Below are 19538 nucleotides of genomic sequence, written 5' to 3'. Positions count from 1 at the left end.
TCGCGAGCCTAACGAACGCGAGGTGCGGACGGGCGGTGTTCACTGCACGAGCGTGTGCAGACCCCAGCCCTGCGCCAGGACGACCGCGAAGATCAGCGCGCCCACGAGCATGCACAGGAGCGGGACGATCAGGACCGTGAACAGGTCGCCGAGGAAGCGCATCGGACGCTCACACCTTGGACTGCCGCCGGTTGACGTACCAGGAACGGCCCTCGTGAGCTGTGTTGACGGCCTTCAGGCCGACGATCATCAGCGTGGCTAGCGCGATGATCCCGACGACGAGCCCGACGGCAACGAGTCCTACGGCTATGGCGACGACGATGGCACCCATGTGAGCAGGGTCTCACAGATTCGGGCTCCGTGGAGACTCACATCACAAAGATCACCGAATTGCGGAGACGATCTTCGCCAGTTTGTCCGCGACGTCCTGGGCGTGCTGTTCGCTGGCCGCCTCGACCATGACCCTGACCAGCTGTTCCGTGCCGGATTGGCGGAGCAGGACCCGGCCGGTCTCGCCCAGCTCGACCTCCGCCTCGGCCACGGCCGCGGCGACCTCGGGTGCGACCACGGCGGCCGCCTTGTCGGCGACGCGGACGTTGATCAGGACCTGGGGCAGCCGGCGCATGACCTTGGCCAGCGAGGCCAGGTCGGTGCCGGTCGCCGTGATCCGGCCCATCAGGCGCAGCGCCGTCAGCAGGCCGTCGCCGGTGGTGGCGTGGCCCGGCAGCACGACGTGCCCGGACTGCTCGCCGCCCAGCGAGTAACCGCCCGAGCGCAGTTCCTCCAGCACGTAGCGGTCGCCGACGGCGGTGGTCCGCAAGGAGACGTCGTGCTCGCGCATCGCCAGGTGCAGGCCGAGGTTGCTCATGACCGTCGCGACCAGCGTGTTGTCCGCCAGCTCGCCGGATTCGCACATCGCGACCGCGAGGATCGCCATGATCTGGTCGCCGTCGACGACGTCACCGGCGGCGTCCACGGCGAGGCAGCGGTCGGCGTCACCGTCGTGCGCGATGCCCAGATCGGCGCCGTGCTCGATCACGGCGGCCTGCACCACGTCCAGGTGGGTGGAGCCGACGCCGTCGTTGATGTTGAGCCCGTCGGGGTCCGCGTTGATGGCGACGACCTCGGCGCCGGCCCGGCGGTAGGCGTCCGGGGCGGCTTCGGAGGCCGCGCCGTTGGCGCAGTCGACGACGACCTTGAGGCCGTCGAGCCGGTGCGGAGCCGCGATCAGCAGGTGGTCGGTGTACCGGCGCAGGGCGTCCGGGACGTCGCGGACTCGGCCGACGTGCACGCCCGTGGGGCGCTCGACATCCTCGGTGAGGCGGGCCTCGATCTCGTCCTCGATCGCGTCCGGGAGCTTGTTGCCACCCGCGCTGAACAGCTTGATCCCGTTGTCGGGCATCGGGTTGTGCGAAGCGGAGATCATCACGCCGATGTCCGCGCCCAGCTCCTTGACCAGGTAGGCCACGGCCGGGGTGGGCAGGACGCCGATGCGCAGGACGTCCGCGCCCGCGGAGGTCAGACCCGCGACGACGGCTGCTTCGAGCATCTCGCCGCTGGCCCGGGGATCGCGGCCGACCAGCGCCACCCGGCGCCGGGAGTCGTCGCGGTCGTAGAGCACGCGAGCGGCGGCCGAGCTCACCGCCATCGCCAGCTCCGGCGTGAGATCGCCGTTGGCCAATCCGCGCACACCGTCGGTGCCGAACAACCGAGCCATCAGCAGCAAGTCCTCCTCGTGTCTGCGACCGGTCCTCGGACAAGCCTCGCACAACCGGTCATCCGGCACTCCACAGCGTCCCCGCGCGCGCCAACTCCCCACTCCAGGAGTCGTCGCAGAAGTGTCCCGGCGCACTGGTGAGGCCTCGGTCCCAGTTTTAGTCCAAACTGAGCCGACATTTCGGACATGATCATGGCTCGGTTTGGACTAAAACTGGGACCGAGGGTGAAAAGACTGCGGGAGCAGGTTCGCCCGAGTGGGCAAACCTGCTCCCGCAGGTGATGCTGGGGTTCGCGTCAGCGCTTGCTGTACTGCGGCGCCTTGCGGGCCTTCTTGAGGCCGTACTTCTTGCGCTCCTTCTCCCGCGCGTCACGGGTGAGCATGCCGGCCTTCTTCAGCGCCGGGCGGTCCTCCGACTCGAAGACCGTCAGCGCGCGGGCGATCGCCATGCGCAGCGCGCCGGCCTGACCCGAGGGGCCGCCACCGCGCAGGGTGGCCAGCACGTCGAAGCTCTCGAGGCGCTCGACGGTGACCAGCGGCTCCTTGATGAGCTGCTGGTGGACCTTGTTCGGGAAGTAGTCCTCAAGGGTCTTGCCGTTGAGCTTGAAGCGGCCGGAGCCCGGCACCAGCTTCACGCGGACCACGGCTTCCTTGCGGCGGCCGACGGTCTGCACCGCGCCACCGACCGGAACCGGAACGGGGGCGGGAGCCGGGGCCTCGTCGGCGGCCGTGTCGTCCGCGGCGACAGCGTCAGCCGTCTCGGCCGTCTCGTCAGCGGCGACGGTCTCGGCCGTCTCCTCCGCGGCAGCGTTCACTGCCTCTTCCTGCTGCAGTTCGTCAGTCACTTCTCGACCTTCGCCTTAATCTCGAACGCCTGCGGGTTCTGGGCCTGGTGCGGGTGCTCCGGGCCGGCGTAGACCTTGAGCTTCTTGCCCATGGCCCGGCCGAGCTTGTTCTTCGGGAGCATGCCCTTGATCGCCTTTTCCAGCAGCCGCTCGGGGTGCGAGTCGAGCACCTGGCCGAAGGACTGCTTGCGCAGACCACCCGGGTACCCGGAGTGCCGGTAGTGGAACGCCTGGTCGCGCTTGTTACCGGTGAGGGCCACCTTCTCGGCGTTGATGATGACGACGAAGTCACCGGTGTCGACGTGCGGCGCGTAGGTCGGCTTGTGCTTGCCGCGCAGCAGCGTCGCGGCCTGAGTTGCCAACCGGCCGAGCACCACATCCTCGGCGTCGATCACATGCCAGGCGCGGGTCACCTCGCCGGGCTTCGGGCTGTACGTGCGCACGGGTCTACCTCGTCGTCGTTCGCGTCGGAATCGTCAGTGCGGAGCCCGTCTCGATCACGCCGGTCGGTCCGCACGAGGTCTTCTCGTGGAACCGGCACGTCCGCCAGTACCGCCGCCGGGACCGAGACCCGCTTTTGCGAGTCCGTTCCGCTGGCGCGAACTGCAGCCGCGCACCGCACAACAAAGAATGAGGGTACTTGGTGGCTTCTGGCCCGGTCAAAACGGGTCCTCGGTTGCTAATTCGAGGTTCTGACCTGGCAGATAACCGGAACCAGCATAGCCAATGCTCGCCGGTCCCCGGCGGGGACCCCGGCAAAGCCGATCGGACCTCCACAAATGGAGATCATCCGCCGGGCACGCCGATGGCCCCGGAGTAAAACCCCGGAGCCATCGTCGTGGAAATCAGTGCGAGGTGAGCTCAGCCACCGAAGCGACCGGCGTTCTTCTTCTCGCCCGCCTGGAAGGACTCGTTGGCCGCACCCACGGCCATGCCCATCTTCGCGGCGGTCTCCTGCATCTTGGCCGCCTCCTGGTCCCAGGAGCGCTGAGCCTCCTGGTACGAAGCCACGGCCTCGCCCTCCCAGGTGGCGACGAGCTTCTGGATCTTGCCCTCCAGGTCGTCCAGCTCGCCCTGGATCTTCTGGGCGGCCTGCTGCAAGTCATCGGAAGCCTGCTGCAGCTCCGCGAAGTTGACGTTGATCTCGCTCATTACCTGTCCCCTCGAATACGTCTAGCTCAAGAAATGTGGAATCTGCGACACGCGGTAGAACGAAATCAGCCGTCGAGCATGCTGGTGATCTTGGAGATCTCCTGCGCCTGCTCCTCCTGGACCTGCGCGTAGTCCTGACCCGAGGACTGCACGTTCTGCCCCAGCTCGTCCAGCTTCTGGATGATCGTCTTGCCGCTCTGCTCGTACTGCTCCATCAGCTTGCGGAAGACGTCGGCGGCGGCACCCTTCCAGTTCTGGACCGGGCCTTCGAGCTGCCCCTGCAGCTGCTGCAGCGCCTGCTCGACGGCGTTGCGCGCCTCGTCGATGTCAACCGACGCCTGCTGGATCGCCTCGGTGTCCGCACCAATTCCAGCCATCTCTGGATGACCCCCTTCAAACTCGGTATCAAGCTCTGATGAACCTGCGACGCAGACATTGCCACGTTCGGTTCCCCGTTGTCCTGGATTTCTGGTCAAGCCGTTGCTGTTGTAAACGCGAAATCTGGAACATGCAGGTCACCGGCGGTTTTGCGGTTGCGAAAACCTGAAACGTGGCTCCGCCGAATGGAGTCCGTTCGCAAATGCATCAACGAACGACGAGGGATCCCACGACCTGTTCGCAAGCGCGAACGACCTCGTCCTTCCCAGCCGGTCCGTACTTGCAGCCCACGCTCAGTTTGAATTGACCTTTGTACAGCGTGTACCACTCGACCGTCGCCTCCGGCAGGGTTTCCCGGTAGTACACGACGTCTCGTCCGGCGAAGCTGGTGGACGGCGTGAACAGCGAGAACTTCTCGCCCGCCGCAACGCTTTTCTCGTACTCACCGCGCAGCAGCTGGACGGCGCGGGTCCGGTCGCCGTCGGTGTCGAAGGTCAGCCGCCCCTCCTCGACCGCGATGAGCGATCCCTGCGGACCGTCGCCCGGTTCGATGAGCGTCTGGAACTTCGCCGGATCGCCACCCACGTCGCGCCAGCTGCCCGGATGCGCGAACCGGTAGTCGTACTTCGCCGTCTGCTGCGCGGGCACGAGCGGTTCGGCCTGCGGCCGTTGACCGGACAGCAGCAGCACCGTGATCCCGGCCACCGCCGCGAGCACCACCGCCCCGACGCCGACCAGCCACGGTGCCTTCCGCTTGCGCTTGAGCTTCGGCCGCTTGGTGACCGGCCGGGTCGGTTCGTCGCCGGTCATGACCACCGGCCTGGGATGGCTGCCCGAATCTCCCCTGGTGGGCTGGTGACCGGGGACCGGGTAGTCGCGAACCGTCGTGCCCGCCCAGGCCCCGGTGGGTGCGAGGCCGCCGCTGCGTCCCGGGTCGAGCCGCACGGCGCGCAAAGCACCTCGGGCGACCACGGTTTCGGGCTGGTCGAGGGTCGCCGGGACGACGCCGGTCCGCTCGTGGATCAGCCGCGCGACCATCGGCACCCGGCTCGAACCGCCCACCAGGAACACCCCGGCGAGCTGCCGCCGCGCGACCTGCCCGTCGCGCAGCGTCGTCAGCACGAGATCCGCGGCCTTCGCCAGCGGTGCGGCGATGAGCTTCTCCAGGTCCGCGCGCGTGACGTGGGCGTCGGAGAACGGCGGGGGCATGGGGACGTCGGTGTAGGCGTGGCGCGACAGCGTCTCCTTGGCGCCGCGCACGTCCTGCCGCAGCACGCGGCGGCGTCGGCGATCGGGCATCTCGCGGCCCTCGACGAGCTTGCGCCACGCGTCGGGATCGACGCCGCCGACGAGCTTGCCGACGTGCTCCAGCAGCAGCTGATCGATGTCGGCGCCACCGAAGTTCGGTTCTCCCCTGGTCGCCAGGACCTGGAAGGACGCGCCCTGCTTGCGCACCACGGATGCGTCGACCGTGCCGCCGCCGAGGTCGAGGACGGCCAGCGCACCGCCGTCGGGCAGGCCGTTGCCCGCGGAGTGGAAGACGGCCGCGGCGACCGGTTCGGGCACCAGGACGATCTCCTTGCCGAGGCCGGTCGCGGCCTGCCGGAGCTCCGCCGAGCGCACCGCACCCCAGTCCGCGGGATGGGTGAGGACCAGCAGGTCGACGGCAGCGCCACCGGCGAATCGGCGAGCCTCGCCGACCGCGCGCTGCAGCACGGCGCGGATGACGTCGCCGACCTTGAGCACGGTGCTGCCGAGCAGCAGTTCACCCTCGTCGATGCGGCGCTTGGGGTGCGGCTCGAAGCGGGCGGGGTCGACCGCCGCCTGCCGCTCGGCCTCGTGCCCGACGAACAGCGTGCCATCCGCTGCCGCGAACACGGCCGAAGGCACCAACGGCTGCCCGTCGATGACGACCACCTGTGGCTCGGCGCCGCCGACCGAGACCACCGTGCATGTGCTCGATGTGCCGAAGTCGATCGAGACGTGCAGGGACACCCAGAACTCCATTCACCGTCGCCGAAGCGCTCGCCGGCGGCGACGTCGTCATCCAGCCCCGCCGTCCCGGCGGTGCCGTCCCCCCGACTGAGCACCCTAGAGCCCACGGGCGCCCACGCACCAACATCCTCCCGCAACCAGCCGACGACGGTGTGTGATCGGTGGCGGTACCAATTTCGCGCGAAATTGGAACCGCCCTGGTCAGGACTTGGCGAGGGCGCGGACTTCGGCGACCCGGTTGTCGAGGGCCGAGATGAGTTCCGGTGCGCCGAGGCCCGCGAGGACGAGCTCCGGGCCCACACCGGGGCGTTGCGCCTGGGTGAGGCCGTAGCGCCCGTCCGGTTCCCTGGCGTCGAACCACTTCAGCACCGCGGAGCGGTGGGTGCGGCCGAAGCGGTCGCGGAGGTTCGCCGTGAACTGACCGTCCCGGTGGTGCGGGGCCTCCACGAAGGTCCGCAGCGCTTCAGCGGCGGGAGCCTTGCGCGGGCCCGAGGACTGCATGTGATCGATGTTCTCGAAGTCGTCCGACGACTTCTGCGCGACCACGTCGGCCGACGGCACGGCCAGGCGCGGGCGCTTGCCGACCGGAGCCGGAGGCATGCCCTGCACCGCCGCCGCGCCCACCGATGTCCTCGGCATCACCGATATCCGCAGGTCACCGCCGTAGTTCTCGGTGTCCCCGGATTGCTGGACGAGCAGCAGCGCGCCCTGCTCGGTGGCCACCGACAGCAGCCGGAACGGGGAATCGGTCGTCTCGTCGGGCATCCACAGCCCTTCGATCCACAAGCCGGGTTTGGCGAGCTGGCCGAGGACTTCCGCGAACCGCTGGGTCAACCCGGTCTGCGCGAGAAGCCCGGCTTTCTGCAGTTCAGGCACGGCCCGCTGGCGAAGCACGGCACGCTCTTCGAGCGTTTCACCGTGCGAGCGAACGGAGATCGGGAACGGGTGCTCGTCGAACCCGCCGATCTCCCAGCACAGGTCGAACCACAGCGGTGGCAGCAGCCAACGCTCGGACACGCTTCCTCCCCCAGCTAACTGAAGATGATGGGGTGGGGGGAAGTTTTCATGAAAACTTCCCCCCACCCCTCGTCACTCGCCGAAGACCGGAGGCGCGGTCTTGGGCATGTCGTCCATCCAGATGTCTTCCTGCTCTTCGAGCCACGAGGGACGCTCGTGCTCGGCGTCTTCTCCGCCGCCCTGGCCGCCGCGGCCGGCACCCGCTCCGGCACCGGCACCTCCGGCGCCACGACCGCCCGCGCCCGCACCTGCGGCACCACCGGCAGCGCCACCTGCGCCGAGTCCGCCCATTCCCGCGCGGCCACCAGCGCCCATGCCACCGCCGGCCCTGCCTCCGGCACCCATGCCGCCACCGGCACCACGAGCGCCACCCATGCCTCCGGCCCCGCGACCAGCGCCTGCGCCCGCACCTGCGCCGGGCGGCATGGCGCCGGCGAACCCGGCGCCAGGGCCACCCGCCCCGGGCGGGGTCGTGCCGGGCTGCGCACCGCCACCGATGCCGGGGGGACCGGCAGGTGACGGCGAGGCCCACTGAGAACTGCTCTGCGCCGGAGCGGAACCACCGCTGTAGCCGGACGAACCCGAGCCGCTTCCGGACCCGCTGCCGCTACCGCTCCCGGATCCGCTGCCGGAGTAGCCGGTCCCGGTGCCGGTTCCCGGACCGCCGGGCGTCTCGCCGCCAGGCGGAGGTGGCGGCGGAGCGAGCGGGTTCACCGGCGGCGGGAACGTCGGAGTGCTGGAGTCGACGCCCTGGTAGCCCTTGCCGTAGACGTTCTCCGCGACCTGGCGGGCCTGCTGATCGGCTTCCTTCTGCTCACGCATCTGCGCAGCGCCGTCCATCAGTCCGCCAACGGGCGAGACCATCGCCGACATCGCGGCGCGCGTGCCGTCGTAACCGGCGGGTTCCTGGATCGAAGCCTTGGTCTGCTCGGCGGCGACCCCGGCCTCCTGGATCTTCAGGCCCGTTCCGCGAACGGAGTCGCCGAAGGCACGACCCCACTCCTGCAACGGCTTCGCCGCGTTGAGCCCGGCCTCAGCGGCCTGACCACGCATCCCGTCACCGGCGGCAGCACGAGCCTTGGCGTCGAGGTCGCCGAAGATCTCGGCGATGTCGTTGCCCAACTTCTCCCACGCATGACCGGACTTCGCGATCTGCTCCGGGTTCAACGACGGCTTGAGCTGGCTGGCCAGGCGCGCCTGGTCCCAGTTCTGCCAGTTGTCCTGCTGGGTGATCGACGTGGGGTCGTGGCCGTTGAGCTGGAGGTTCTGCTGTTCCTGGGTGAGCGCCTTCAGATCCTGGCGCCCGGCCTTGGCGGCGTCCTCCCGCGCCAGCCGGGCTTCCTCCTGCGAGGAGGTCTCACCCCCGGCGATGCCGACGACCGCATCCTTGGCCGACGTGCCGAGGTCGCCGACGAAGTCGGTGAACCCGTTCCCCATGTCGTTCCCCCTCGACAGTTCTTACTTCGGCAGCTTCGGCTCGACGACCTGAGCGATCTCCAACGCCTTGGCACAGGTGGCTTCGTCGCCTTGCACCTTGTCCGAGCGATAAGTCACGTCCACGATCACCGAACCCTTGCCGACATAGATGAATTGGCTGCAGACGCCCTGCCCCGCACCACCGGCTGAGATACCCGAGAAGCCGGCTCGATCTCCCACCTGATTCGGCATGAACTTGTCGAACTGGGCTCGCTGCCCCTGCCAGTAAGCCTCGTTGCCGTCCCCTGCTTTCAAGACACCGAAGTTGAAATCGCCGCCCTTGAAGTCGCACCCGGCTTCACCAAGCTCCTGATCAGCTGGTTCTCCCTCGGGAGAAGCACCAAATGACTGGATCTCTTCCGGCGACAAGACACTGCACGGATCGAAGCTGGTAAGGAGATCGGGTGTGGGTTCCGGTGCAGGGGCTCCGCTGCTTCCGCTACCCGAACAACCAGCAATAAGCAGACCGCCAGCGGCAAGAGCGGCTGCGACTCCAGATCGTGTACGCATACCCACCATCAGATCAGACCTTCGGGAGGTTCTGGGCGTTGTGTTCATCGACGTTCTGCATGTCACGCGCAGAATCCCTGTACGTCTGAGCCATGTCACGCAGAATTCCCTCCGTCTTGCGGAGAATCGGAGTGAGTCCAGCCTCTCCGACGGCGGCGCCGTGCCCCTTGTCGCCACCAGTCACCTTGTCGTTGAACTTCTGCTCAAGCTGATCACCGATGAAGCAATCGCCGTAGACCCCGCGCCGCACCAGTCGCTGAGCCTTGGTGATGGTGTCTTGAATCTCATCGGCCTTCTCGTCGTAGACCTTGGCGACGGCCTCGGCCCGTTCCGGGTCCATGACGAGCTGGCCGTTGTCGACGGCCGCGCGGAGGCCGTCCGACTGCCCCTGCAGCGCTGAGGCGCCGGCGGCCAAGCCTTCCATCCCGGTGGTCATCGAGTGCCCCTCCACGTTCGTGATCATGAACGTCACTCATCCGAGCGATCACGAAGGCAGAGAGTACAAGTCGGGCGCCGCCATCGGGGACGGTTTTGCGGGAGCTGGATCACACACCGACCGAACAGCCGAGCAGGTTCACCGGGAACGGCGCAGCCCCATCACGAAATCGACCCAACGCCGTCGGGAGAACTCCAGCACACCGCCCTCGCGGTCCTTCGAGTCCCGAACCCCCACCCGCTCAGTCACCACCGCAACCTCGACGCAGTCACCTTCGGCACCGCTGCGGGAAGACTTCCTCCAGCCGGCTAACTCGCTCGTCATGTCGCCTCGCTCTCGTACTTCAGAACGTACGAGTCGAGTATCGCCCGCGAGGAGGACGATCCGGATGCCTGAGATTCCAACAATCCGACTGAATCCAGGAAGAGCCTCACATCGTCCGGTGCGTCGATGAAGGCCCCCGAACGACGAGCTTCGATGTAGACCACGGGCCGGGAACGATCGAACTCGAAGAGCACGAACGCGCCGCTCAGTCCGGCATGTGCGCCGATCGATCGTGGGAGCACCCGCATCTCCACGTTCTCCGCGCGACTCACCGACTGCACATGTCGTAGCTGTTCCGCCATCACGTCCGCTCCGCCGACCGGCCGCGCGAACACCATCTCGTCGACGAAGACGCGCAGGTCGACGGGGTTGGAGCGGGTCAGAATCCCTTGGCGCTTCAGGCGGATCGGCACTTGCTCGTCCACATCTGCCGGATCAACCCCGGAGAGCGTCATGATCTCCCGTGCGTATTGCGCGGTCTGAAGAACGCCGGGGATGAGGTTGAGCTGCACGCTGGTGATGCGCTTCGCCCTCTGCTCGGCGTCGAGGAGCGCGGTCAGCTGTTCGGGAATCTCGCTGCCGACTTCCCACCACGCCGGCTCCCTGATCTCGCGGGCCATCTTGATCAGCCGTTGACGTTCGGAGCCGTTGACCTTCAACACCTTGAGGATCGCCTCGACGCTCTCGACGTGGATTCCGCGGCGCGCGGTTTCGAGGCGGCTGACCTTCGCTTCGGACCAGCCGAGTCGCTGCGACAGCTCGCGTGCGGTCAGACCACTCGCGGTTCGCGCGGCGCGAAGTTCCTTGGCGAGCGCACGCGCCCTCGGGGTGTCAGCCATGAACACAAGCTTACGAGCGAAGAAGGGCCTTCCTGACCTCCCTCTTTCGTGTAATTGATCAGCCTGATCGCGGCTGGCAATCTTGCCAAAACGATCTCACTGGGGAGTTCCGATGCCCGAATACCTGACCTACGTCTGGCGGCCCGTTCCCGGGCAGCGGCACGCGTTCCCGATCGCCGCCACGAAGCTCGCCCCCGAGGGAACCGCGACCGCCTACTGCGGCGCCGAGGTCGAGGCCACGAAGCTCCACGACGTCGACGAGATCGCCTGGATCTTCGAACCCACCTGCATGAACTGCTGGCAACGTCTCGCCGGCCGCTCGCCAGGCCCCGGTTTCAGTCCTAACTGATCCGACATTTCGGGCATCGAGGGTCCTCGGTTTGGACTAAAACTGGGGGTTGCCGCACCTCGCGCACGAAGAAGGCCTCCCGCGGTCGGAACCGGGGGAGGCCTTCTTCTTCGGCTTCAGGTCACTGCTGCTGCTCTTGGACCATGGCCGTCTGGATCATCTGCGGTCCGCCTCGCAGCGTGCGGCTGACGAGGGTGCCTCGGCCCGGCGGCAGCTGACGCGACTTGATGTTCGCGACCAGCTGGCCGTCGTCCTTGTTGGCGCTCATCGCGAGGCCGGGCGCCGAGGTCTCGCGCATCTTGCCGATGACCGGCTCGTAGAGCGCACGCCCCGCGCCACCGGAGTTGCGCGCCAGGATGACGTGCAGACCGACGTCGGAGGCCTGCGGGATGAACTCCGCCAGCGGTGCCAGCGGGTTATTGCCCTGCGGCGCGACCAGCTCGTAGTCGTCGACGACCACGAACAGTTCCGGGCCCTTCCACCAGGAGCGGTCGCGCAGCTGTTCCTGCGTGACGTCCGGTCCCGGCATGCGCTTCTTCAGCGAGCCGCACACGTCCTTGACGTTGGCCTTGAGCTGATCCGCGCTGACCGAGTACTCCAGCAGGTGGGAGTTGAGGAAGCCCAGCATCGAACGCCGGTAGTCCACCAGCAGGATCAGCGCTTCCTTCGGCGTGTAGCGCTCGGTGATGCCGCGCACGATGTTCTTCAGCAGCGCGGTCTTGCCCGATTCCCGCTCGCCGAACGCGTAGAAGTTCGGCTCGGCGCGGAAGTCCAGGTAGACCGGGTGCAGACCGTCCTCGTTGATGCCGATCGGCACCAGCTTCGGGTTCGGCTGCTGCTCCGGACGCGGGAGCTGCTGGTAGGGAAGCAGTTCCGGCAGCAGGCGGACCTGCGGGGCCGGACGCCCCTTCCAGGAGCTCTTGACCCGGTTGACCAGGTCGGCGACGCCCTCGGAGACGTCGTCGTTGTAGAGCTCCCAGCCCATCCGGGCGGGACGGCGATCCTCCTCGGCGGCCTGCGCCTCGGCTTCGACGCGGTCACCGATGTTCTCGCTGTCCACACGCGGCAACGCCGTCAGGAAGTGCAGCTTCGACTCGTGCATGCCGCGACCCGGACGACCCTGCGGGACCTTCACCGCGAACTTGCGGTCGATCTCCGACTCGCTCGGGTCACCCAGCCGCAGCTCGATGCGCGTCTGGATCAGGTCCTTCATCGCCGGCCGGATCTCCGCCCAGCGGGTCGCCGTGACGAGCACGTGCACACCGAAGGCCAGACCGTTCGACGCCAGGTTCAGCACGTCCTGCTCGAGGGTTTCGAACTCCTCGCGGAACGCCCGCCACCCGTCGATGACCAGGAACATGTCGCCGTAGGGGTCGTCCTCGAACTCACCGCGCCGCTTGCGGTTGCGGTAGTCGTTCATGCCCTCGATGCCGTGCTGCTGGAACCGGCCCTCCCGCTCGGACAGGACCGTTTTGAGCTCGGCGATCGACCGGCGCACCGTGTCCGGGTCGCGACGCGAACCGTAACCACCCACGTGCGGCAGACCCCGCAGCGTGGTCAGCGAACCACCACCGAGGTCGACGCAGTAGAACTGCATCTCCTGCGGCGTGTGGGTCAGCGCCGCCGAGGCGATGATCGTCCGGATCGTGTTCGACTTGCCCGAACCGACACCGCCGACCACAGCACCGTGACCGCCCTGACCCGACAGGTCCAGGGTCATCGCGTCCTGACGCTGGTGGTACGGGACGTCGATGATGCCGATCGGGATCTGCAACCGGGAGCTGCCCGAGTAGCCGGCGGCGGTGTAGCCGCGGTCATCGGTGGACTGCAGCGGCGGCAGCAAGGTGTCCAAGGTGGCCGGTGCGTCCAACGGCGACAACCAGACCTGGTGCGCCGGCGGAGCAGCGATCTTCCTGAACTTGTCGACGATGATCTGGAAGTCGGTGTACTCCGGGTCCTGCGACTCGTCCTTGACCTCCGGCTCCTCGGAGGTCTCCGGTTCCGGAGGCTTCTCGATGAAGTCGGGGATGAAGTAGCGCGGCATCTTCTCACCGGTCACCGGCGAAGCCCCGCCCAGCATCGTCGGACGACGACCGCTGGTCTGGTGCAGGTGGCCCGAGACGTATGCCGCGCGGAAGCGGTCCATGCCGTTGGGGTGCTTGAGGTAACCGTGACCACCGGTGGCCGGCAGGTCAGCGGCGTCCGGAACACCGATGGCGGCGCGGGATTCCGCGGCGTTGAAGGTCTTCAGACCGATCCGGTAGGACAGGTGCGAGTCCAGGCCGCGCAGCTTGCCCTCTTCCAGCCGCTGCGACGCCAGCAGCAGGTGGACCTGCAGCGAACGACCCAGACGACCGATCATCACGAACAGCTCGGCGAACTCCGGCTGCTGGGACAGCAGCTCGGAGAACTCGTCGATGACCACGAACAGCGCCGGCAGCGGCTCCTGGGCATGCTCGTCGCCCGCCTCGGCCATCTTCCGGTAGTCCCAGACGTTCTTCGCGCCCGCCTTGTTCAGGACTTCCTGGCGGCGGTTCATCTCACCGGCCAGCGCGTCCTGCATGCGGTCGATCAGCGAGCCGTCGCCCTCCAGGTTGGAGATCGACGCCGACACGTGCGGGGTGTCGAACCCGTTGAAGGTCGCACCACCCTTGAAGTCGACCAGCACGAAGTTGAGCATCTGCGACGAGTGAGTGGCCATCAGGCCCAGCACGATCGTGCGCAGGAACTCCGACTTACCGGAACCGGTCGCACCGATGCACAGACCGTGCGGGCCCATGCCGCCCGACGCGGTTTCCTTGATGTCCAGGTGCACGACCTCGCCCTGCTCACCAGGGCCGATCGCGACCTTGTACAGGTCGTCGGTGGGACGCGGGCGCCACGCCTCGTTGAGGTCGAAGGTGACCACGTCACCGGCGAGCCCCAGCTGCTCGATGTAGTTCAGCGGCGTGGTCAGCGGCTCGTAGCTGCCCGAGTCGGTGTCGAGCGCCGGTCCACCGGCCACCCGGTACGGGGCGAGCTGGCGGGCGAGCGACGTCGCCTCCTCCATCGTCAGCGAGTCCGGCTTGCCGAACCACTCCACACCGGACCCACCGCGGGCACCGATGCGCTCCTCCTCGACGACCATCCGCATGCCGCGGCGAGCCGTGAGCGGCCCCAGCAGGTCGGACAGGTCGATCATGGTGACGCCCGCCAGGCCGCCCTCCACGTAGAGGGCTTCCTCCCGGCTGATCTCGGCGTCGTCGATGAGGATCACCACGTGCGGCTGGCCGTCCGGCGGAGCCGCGTTGCGCTGGAAGCGCGGGCGGTCGGCCAGCTGCTCGGCGAGCATGCTCTCGACCGTGGCCAGCGAACCCGCCATCAGACGCATCTGGCCGATGCCGTCGGTCTCGGTGGGGTGCTGCGCGTGCGGCAGCCACTTCACCCACTCCCACTCGCGGCGGGCCTGACCGGAGCTGGCGACCGCGATGATCACGTCTTCGGGCGTGTGGAAGGTGGCCAGCTGGCAGATCATCGCGCGAGCGAGACCCCGCACCAGCTCCTTCTCGCCCTGCAGCCCGACCGCGGCGAAACCGCGCAGCGAGGTCGCGATCGGCAGGTCCTGCACCAGCGAGTGCGCGCGCACGAAGCGGCGCAGCGCCAGCGTGGTGATCGGCTCCAGCTCGTCCACGGGCCCGGTCTGCGGCGGGACCAGGCGGGTCTCCAACCGCTGCGAACCGCGGCCCACGCGGACCTGGCAGAAGTCGTTGTCGTTGGGACGCCGTTCCCACATCCGCCGGCTGCCCGCCGCCAGCGACCACAGGGTCTGCGCGTCGGGGTGCACCCACTCGCGGGCCAGCCGCTGCTCGTCGGCGGCCTCGCGGGCGCGGTCCCGCATCTGGCCGAGGTACCGCAGGTAGTCCTTGCGGTCCTCGTCCATCTCGGCCTTCTTCTGGCCGCTGTCCCTGCCACCGCCGGCCATCATCCCGAATGTTGAGATGAGCATCATCATCGGCATCATCATCATCATCGGGTTGTTCTGAGCCCGCGTGAACATGAAGGCCATCATTCCCAGGGATGCCACGATCATCAGGCCGGGAAGGACCTTCTGAACGATGTTGCCGGGGATGGTCCGCGGAATCTCAGGCGGTGGTTCGAGGTGCACCTCCCCGCCCGGTGGCCTGGGAGCGGCCAGGCGTGGCGTTCGCTTGAACTGCAGCGTGCTCACCGGACGCAACAACCTTTCTCAGACGTGCCTGAAAACACCAGAAGACCTCCGGTGCTCGTCGAACTCGCAGCCAGCATTGTTCACTGTCGCGCAGCTCTGGATGGCGGGGTGCGGCTCAGCGTGACCAACCAGATATCAAGTAGTTGATACGAGTTCCGCCAAACCCGTCACCCGTGGACGGTCGGTGTGGCCATACTAGGGGCGCTCTCCGACCGGGCGGGTGGGTTTCGACAAGAAAACCCGGCTTGGTTGGATCGAGCCCTCGACAAACGAATGCAAGGCAATCAACTTTCAGGGAGTAGGGGGCCCAAGTGGCGACCGGGACCACGGTGTTCAGCCGCGTGACGGTGGTGGCGCCTACAACTCGTATCGACCTGGCGCTGCCTTCGGACGTATCGGTGGCAGATCTTCTGCCGATGCTTCTGGACATGGCCCGCGAGATGACCCCGGACGGCGGTTCGCGGCACGGCGGCTGGGTTCTGGCCAAGCTCGGTGAGAGCGCGGCCCTCGATCCGAGTCAGTCGCTGTCCTCGCAGGGAGTTGTCGACGGCGACATCCTGCAACTGCGCCGCCGGTCGGACGACCCGCCGCCGCCGCTCTACGACGACGTCGTGGACGCGCTCGCGGAGGCCGAACCGGGCAGCTACCGCCCGTGGACCAAGGAGACCTCCAGGAAGGTCGGCCACGTCGCCGGTGCCCTGGGTCTCATCACCGCGGCCGCCGCGCTCGGCCTCGCGGGCCCCGCCGGGATGCTGCACCCGACCGTCATCCAGGGAACCACCGCGGTGGTCTTCCAGCTGGTGGCCGCTGTGGCTGCGACCGTCGTCGCGATCTTCGCGACCGGCATCGGCTCCGTCGTCGCCCGCGCCTACGGGGCTGCGACGACCGGCACCGTGATCGCCGGAGCCGGCGGTCTGCCGATGGCGTTCGTGGCCGGCTTCAACATGGTTCCCGGCAACACGCTGGAACCGAGGTTGCTGCTGGGCAGCGCGCTGGCCTTCATCCTCGCCTCGGTGGCGATCATGGTGATGGGCACGGGAATCGTGACCTTCATCGCCGCCGCCACCGCAGGTGCTTTCGGCACGCTCGCCTTCGCGGTCGCGACGATCTTCCAGGCGGTCAACGCGTCCAGCGTCGCCGCCGGTGCCGCCGCCGTGGCGCTCGCGGGCATCTCGCTGCTCCCGCGCATCACCATCCAGCTCTCGAAGCTGCCGCTGCCGCACGTCCCGGGCAGCGCCGAGGACCTGAAGGAAGACTCCGGGTTCCCGGACTACCGGATGATCGAGCGTCAGACCGGACTGGCCCACCAGTACATGACCGGTCTGATCATCGGCTGCGGTGTCGTCGCCGCGATCGGCGCGATGGTCGCCGCCGCCAGCAACCCCGTCTGGGGCTCGGCTTTCGCGGTCGTCGTCGCCGCCGTCCTGCTGCTGCGGGGCCGCAACTACGCCAACGGCAGCCAGGCGCTGGCACTGCTGTTCAACGGTCTGCTGGCCTCCGCCGGCATCGCCATCGGCCTGCTCTACAAGGTCGCCGACGAGCCGGTGATGGTGGCGGCCGTGTTCCCGCCGCTGCTGATCCTCGGTGGCCTCGCGGTGATCTTCGGCGTGGTGTTCCCGAACCGCCGGTTCTCGCCGGTGCAGCGCCGGATGGTCGACATCCTCGAAGCCGTCCTGATCGCCCTGGTGCTCCCGCTGGCGCTGGCCGCGATGGACCTCTACATGGCCATCCGCGACCTGAACCTGAACTTCTAAGAGGGATCTCGCACATGGGCTTCAAGCACCCCCGCTCTCGCGGCGCACGGCGCGGTCTCGCGCTGTGCGCCGCGGTGGGCGTCCTCGGGCTCAGCGGACCGGCAGCACCGGCCCTCGCGCAGCAGGTCGGGCCGCCGAGGCTGGATCCCAGTCAGCAGACCGGGTCCTCGCTGAAGGTTCAGAACTTCCCGCAGAAGCAGGGCTGCATGAACGGCAGCCCCGGCAGCACGATCCCCGAGAAGCCCTGGAGCCAGCTGGTCCTGGGCTTCGAGCGGGCGCACGAGCTCGGGCTCACCGGCGCCTCCCAGAAAGTCGCCGTCATCGACACGGGTGTGAACGAACAGCCGCTGCTGGGAGCAGGTGCCGTGGAGTCCGGCGGCACGGCCATCACCTCGGACGGCCGGGGTACGCAGGACTGCGACGGCCACGGGACGATCGTGGCCGGCATCATCTCGGCCGACCCCGACCAGAGCGGTGAGACCGGCTACGTCGGTGTCGCGCCGGACGCGCAGATCCTGTCGATCCGGCAGACCTCGAACCTGTTCGTGGACGACAATACCAACGCGACGGTCGGAACCACCGAGACGATGGCCCAAGCCATCAACCTCGCCGCGGATAGGGGCGCGACGGTCATCAACATCTCGCAGTCGTCGTGCCAGTCGATCGCGCAAGCGAGCAGTTACAGCGACAAGGGCAACCAGATGCTGCACAACGCGGTGATCAGGGCCAACAACCAGGGCATCGTGATCGTCGCGGCAGCGGGCAACGTCGGCGGCAACTGCCAGAAGAACTCCCCCGGCAGCCCGTCGACGGCGGTTCTCCCCGCGTGGTTCGACGACTCGGTGCTGACGGTGGCCTCGGTGAACCAGCAGGGCGCGCCCTCGGAGTTCACCGTTCCCGGCCCCTGGGTCGACGTGGCCGCTCCCGGCGAGAACCTGATCGCGATCGACCCGGGAACGAACGGCAACGGGCTGGTCAGCCAGATCGCCGAGGGCGAGAAGGGCGAGATGGGCCCGATCCAGGGCACCAGCTTCGCCGCTCCGTACGTCTCCGGCGTCGCAGCGCTGATCAAGGAGAAGTACCCGACCCTCAAGCCCGAGCAGGTCATGGAGCGGATCAAGACCACCGCGCTGCACCCGGGCGGGGCCAACGGCCGCAACGACATCGTCGGCTACGGCATGATCGATCCGATGGCGGCGCTGCAGGACGTCGTCCCGGCCGAGCACGGCAAGCAGGAAGCACCGAAGAAGCCGACGCACCTCGCGGCCGACGCGCTGCAGCAGAAGGACTTCCCGGCCATCATCGTCGCCATCGGCGGCGCGGGAGCGGGAATCGCGGGCATCGTCTTCACGGCCTTCCTCGCCAACGCCGTCCGCAGCGTCAGAGCCAGAGCACGCCAGAACCGCTGACCAACCACAGTTGACGGCAACCCGGAGACCGGAAGCCGGAAGGCCGGAAGCTCGCAGAGCCAAAGCTCACAAGGGAAAGGGCCGTCTCCCTCCGGGAGGCGGCCCTTTCCCATTCCCCAAGACCTGATCCAGCTGCCAGGGGCAGTGCTCCGCGACTCGCGGTGGGCGTGTCGAGGCATTTCCCAGTTTTAGGGGTCGTTGCAGAATCACCTTGCTTGGCGGTGCGGGTAGCGGAACCTCACACGCCGCCTGGACTCCGTGCGCCACTCCTGATGTATGCCAATACACGGCGTCGCGGCGTACTCGCCAGACGACGTGTGAGAACCCGCGGCGGTGCCAGCTGAGTCCCACACCTGAAACAGCGGCTCCGCCGCATTCTGAAACGACTCCTTAGTCCAAACCGAGGACCTTCTGCGCCCGATATGTCCGCTCAGTTTGGACTAAAACTGGGAAATGCCCCGTTCGTGGTTCGGGTAGACGAGCGCAGGAGTGGGGTTCAGCCTCGGGGTTTCGGAGGTGGGGCGTCTCCGACGTCCGCCGTGGCCGTCTCCGGCTTCGACGCCGGCTTCGCCTTGGCGGATGGGGACTTCGAGTCCGGGTCGGCCTTCTCAGCCGGTGGGCTCTTCGCCTCCGGGGCGCCCTTCGCAGCCGGAGCTCCCTGTGGCTCCGAGCTGTTCTTCGTGGCCTGGGTGTTCTTGGGAACCGGGTTGGTCTTGGAATCCGAGTGGGCGTTCGGGGTTGTGCTCTGCGGGGATGTGGGGGTTCTCGGGGATGCGGGTGGGGTGAGTGCTTCGTCGATGGAGGGCCTGGGCGGGGCTGGTTGGAGCGTCGAGGGGAGGTTCAGCCTGTTCGGGGAGGTTTGGGATTCCGGGCTCGTCTGAGCCGGTTTCCCGTCCGCCTGCGGCTGGTCGGGCTTCGACTGCTCGCCGAACACCGCCGGCGGCGCGTCCGGTGTCGAGCCGAAGAGGTCCTCCGGGTTGGACTTGAAGCGCGAGGAGTTCTGCCGCTCCTGGTTCCCGGCACCTCGCTGCTGGCCGAGCATTCCGCCCATCATTCCCATCGGCATCATGCCCATGCCAACGCCCGCCGCCCCCACGGCCGCGCCCGCGGCGACCCCGCCCGCGGCGCCA

The 19538-nt window shown here is 67.9% G+C and carries 18 protein-coding genes and 1 pseudogene; 3 read left to right on the top strand and 16 right to left on the bottom strand.

Annotated features, from left to right (window positions below; translation table 11 throughout):
- Positions 1-39: 39 nt before the first annotated feature.
- The 14 genes from ACYVF3_RS08530 to ACYVF3_RS08465 form a co-directional block, all read right to left on the bottom strand.
- Entirely contained in the window at positions 40-162 is a 123-nt protein-coding gene (locus ACYVF3_RS08530) for a hypothetical protein (protein ID WP_461153618.1), read from the bottom strand.
- Positions 163-169: 7 nt separating this feature from the next.
- Entirely contained in the window at positions 170-331 is a 162-nt protein-coding gene (locus ACYVF3_RS08525; RefSeq protein WP_461153617.1) for a hypothetical protein, read from the bottom strand.
- A 51-nt stretch (positions 332-382) separates the two neighbouring features.
- Positions 383-1717, bottom strand: a complete 1335-nt coding sequence (gene glmM, locus ACYVF3_RS08520) for a phosphoglucosamine mutase (RefSeq protein ID WP_461153616.1) — start codon at positions 1715-1717, stop codon at positions 383-385.
- Positions 1718-2013: 296 nt separating this feature from the next.
- Positions 2014-2532, bottom strand: a complete 519-nt coding sequence (gene rpsI / locus ACYVF3_RS08515; protein ID WP_461153834.1) for a 30S ribosomal protein S9 — start codon at positions 2530-2532, stop codon at positions 2014-2016.
- Between the two features lie 26 nt (positions 2533-2558).
- The gene (gene rplM / locus ACYVF3_RS08510) at positions 2559-3005 is read right to left on the bottom strand and encodes a 50S ribosomal protein L13 (RefSeq protein WP_125093019.1); all 447 of its coding nucleotides are present in this window, start codon (positions 3003-3005) and stop codon (positions 2559-2561) included.
- 418 nt (positions 3006-3423) lie between these two features.
- Positions 3424-3714 carry a WXG100 family type VII secretion target gene (locus ACYVF3_RS08505; RefSeq protein ID WP_461153615.1) on the bottom strand — a complete coding sequence of 97 codons (291 nt, stop codon included), beginning with the start codon at positions 3712-3714 and terminating at the stop codon, positions 3424-3426.
- A 65-nt stretch (positions 3715-3779) separates the two neighbouring features.
- Positions 3780-4091 carry a WXG100 family type VII secretion target gene (locus ACYVF3_RS08500; RefSeq protein ID WP_132624448.1) on the bottom strand — a complete coding sequence of 104 codons (312 nt, stop codon included), beginning with the start codon at positions 4089-4091 and terminating at the stop codon, positions 3780-3782.
- 208 nt (positions 4092-4299) lie between these two features.
- Positions 4300-6099, bottom strand: coding sequence for a type VII secretion-associated protein (locus ACYVF3_RS08495; RefSeq protein WP_461153614.1), 1800 nt, complete (start codon positions 6097-6099; stop codon positions 4300-4302).
- A 189-nt stretch (positions 6100-6288) separates the two neighbouring features.
- Entirely contained in the window at positions 6289-7104 is an 816-nt protein-coding gene (locus ACYVF3_RS08490) for an ESX secretion-associated protein EspG (protein WP_461153613.1), read from the bottom strand.
- A gap of 72 nt (positions 7105-7176) precedes the next feature.
- The gene (locus ACYVF3_RS08485; protein WP_461153612.1) at positions 7177-8541 is read right to left on the bottom strand and encodes a hypothetical protein; all 1365 of its coding nucleotides are present in this window, start codon (positions 8539-8541) and stop codon (positions 7177-7179) included.
- A gap of 21 nt (positions 8542-8562) precedes the next feature.
- On the bottom strand, positions 8563-9090 hold the full coding sequence (locus ACYVF3_RS08480; RefSeq protein WP_461153833.1) for a DUF3558 family protein: 528 nt from the start codon (positions 9088-9090) through the stop codon (positions 8563-8565).
- 13 nt (positions 9091-9103) lie between these two features.
- Complete coding sequence (locus tag ACYVF3_RS08475; protein ID WP_461153611.1) at positions 9104-9553, bottom strand: hypothetical protein; 450 nt, start codon at positions 9551-9553, stop codon at positions 9104-9106.
- Between the two features lie 111 nt (positions 9554-9664).
- Positions 9665-9850 (bottom strand): DUF397 domain-containing protein, encoded by a 186-nt coding sequence (locus ACYVF3_RS08470; protein ID WP_461153610.1) that lies wholly within the window; start codon positions 9848-9850, stop codon positions 9665-9667.
- Entirely contained in the window at positions 9847-10689 is an 843-nt protein-coding gene (locus ACYVF3_RS08465) for a helix-turn-helix domain-containing protein (protein WP_461153609.1), read from the bottom strand. The genes ACYVF3_RS08470 and ACYVF3_RS08465 overlap by 4 nt, the downstream gene beginning before the upstream one ends.
- 112 nt (positions 10690-10801) lie before the next feature.
- On the opposite strand from ACYVF3_RS08465, the gene ACYVF3_RS08460 reads away from it, so the two are divergent.
- Complete coding sequence (locus ACYVF3_RS08460; RefSeq protein ID WP_461153608.1) at positions 10802-11038, top strand: zinc finger protein; 237 nt, start codon at positions 10802-10804, stop codon at positions 11036-11038.
- 121 nt (positions 11039-11159) lie between these two features.
- Here ACYVF3_RS08460 and eccCa read toward each other — a convergent pair whose 3' ends face one another.
- A complete protein-coding gene (gene eccCa / locus ACYVF3_RS08455; RefSeq protein WP_461153607.1) occupies positions 11160-15245 on the bottom strand; it encodes a type VII secretion protein EccCa in 4086 nt (1361 codons plus the stop codon).
- Positions 15246-15556: 311 nt separating this feature from the next.
- On the opposite strand from eccCa, the gene eccD reads away from it, so the two are divergent.
- Both eccD and mycP read left to right on the top strand, forming a co-directional pair.
- Complete coding sequence (gene eccD / locus ACYVF3_RS08450) at positions 15557-16999, top strand: type VII secretion integral membrane protein EccD (protein WP_461153606.1); 1443 nt, start codon at positions 15557-15559, stop codon at positions 16997-16999.
- Positions 17000-17013: 14 nt separating this feature from the next.
- Positions 17014-18408, top strand: a complete 1395-nt coding sequence (mycP, locus tag ACYVF3_RS08445; protein WP_461153605.1) for a type VII secretion-associated serine protease mycosin — start codon at positions 17014-17016, stop codon at positions 18406-18408.
- A gap of 496 nt (positions 18409-18904) precedes the next feature.
- On the opposite strand, the pseudogene ACYVF3_RS08440 reads toward mycP, so the two are convergent.
- Positions 18905-19538, bottom strand: a pseudogene (locus tag ACYVF3_RS08440) (hypothetical protein); the annotation flags it as partial.

It is taken from the genome of Saccharopolyspora tripterygii (assembly GCF_054778355.1).
This window is presented reverse-complemented; position numbering and strand designations above follow the sequence as displayed.

What these genes read in the sequence shown, in the direction of transcription:
- ACYVF3_RS08530 (WP_461153618.1), bottom strand. Translation starts at nt 162, where the DNA reads ATGCGCTTCCTCGGCGACCTGTTCACGGTCCTGATCGTCCCGCTCCTG.
- glmM (WP_461153616.1), bottom strand. Translation starts at nt 1,717, where the DNA reads ATGGCTCGGTTGTTCGGCACCGACGGTGTGCGCGGATTGGCCAACGGC.
- ACYVF3_RS08460 (WP_461153608.1), top strand. Translation starts at nt 10,802, where the DNA reads ATGCCCGAATACCTGACCTACGTCTGGCGGCCCGTTCCCGGGCAGCGG.
- mycP (WP_461153605.1), top strand. Translation starts at nt 17,014, where the DNA reads ATGGGCTTCAAGCACCCCCGCTCTCGCGGCGCACGGCGCGGTCTCGCG.
- ACYVF3_RS08480 (WP_461153833.1), bottom strand. Translation starts at nt 9,090, where the DNA reads ATGCGTACACGATCTGGAGTCGCAGCCGCTCTTGCCGCTGGCGGTCTG.
- ACYVF3_RS08525 (WP_461153617.1), bottom strand. Translation starts at nt 331, where the DNA reads ATGGGTGCCATCGTCGTCGCCATAGCCGTAGGACTCGTTGCCGTCGGG.
- ACYVF3_RS08500 (WP_132624448.1), bottom strand. Translation starts at nt 4,091, where the DNA reads ATGGCTGGAATTGGTGCGGACACCGAGGCGATCCAGCAGGCGTCGGTT.
- ACYVF3_RS08495 (WP_461153614.1), bottom strand. Translation starts at nt 6,099, where the DNA reads ATGGAGTTCTGGGTGTCCCTGCACGTCTCGATCGACTTCGGCACATCG.
- ACYVF3_RS08485 (WP_461153612.1), bottom strand. Translation starts at nt 8,541, where the DNA reads ATGGGGAACGGGTTCACCGACTTCGTCGGCGACCTCGGCACGTCGGCC.
- ACYVF3_RS08505 (WP_461153615.1), bottom strand. Translation starts at nt 3,714, where the DNA reads ATGAGCGAGATCAACGTCAACTTCGCGGAGCTGCAGCAGGCTTCCGAT.
- ACYVF3_RS08470 (WP_461153610.1), bottom strand. Translation starts at nt 9,850, where the DNA reads ATGACGAGCGAGTTAGCCGGCTGGAGGAAGTCTTCCCGCAGCGGTGCC.
- ACYVF3_RS08465 (WP_461153609.1), bottom strand. Translation starts at nt 10,689, where the DNA reads ATGGCTGACACCCCGAGGGCGCGTGCGCTCGCCAAGGAACTTCGCGCC.
- ACYVF3_RS08475 (WP_461153611.1), bottom strand. Translation starts at nt 9,553, where the DNA reads ATGATCACGAACGTGGAGGGGCACTCGATGACCACCGGGATGGAAGGC.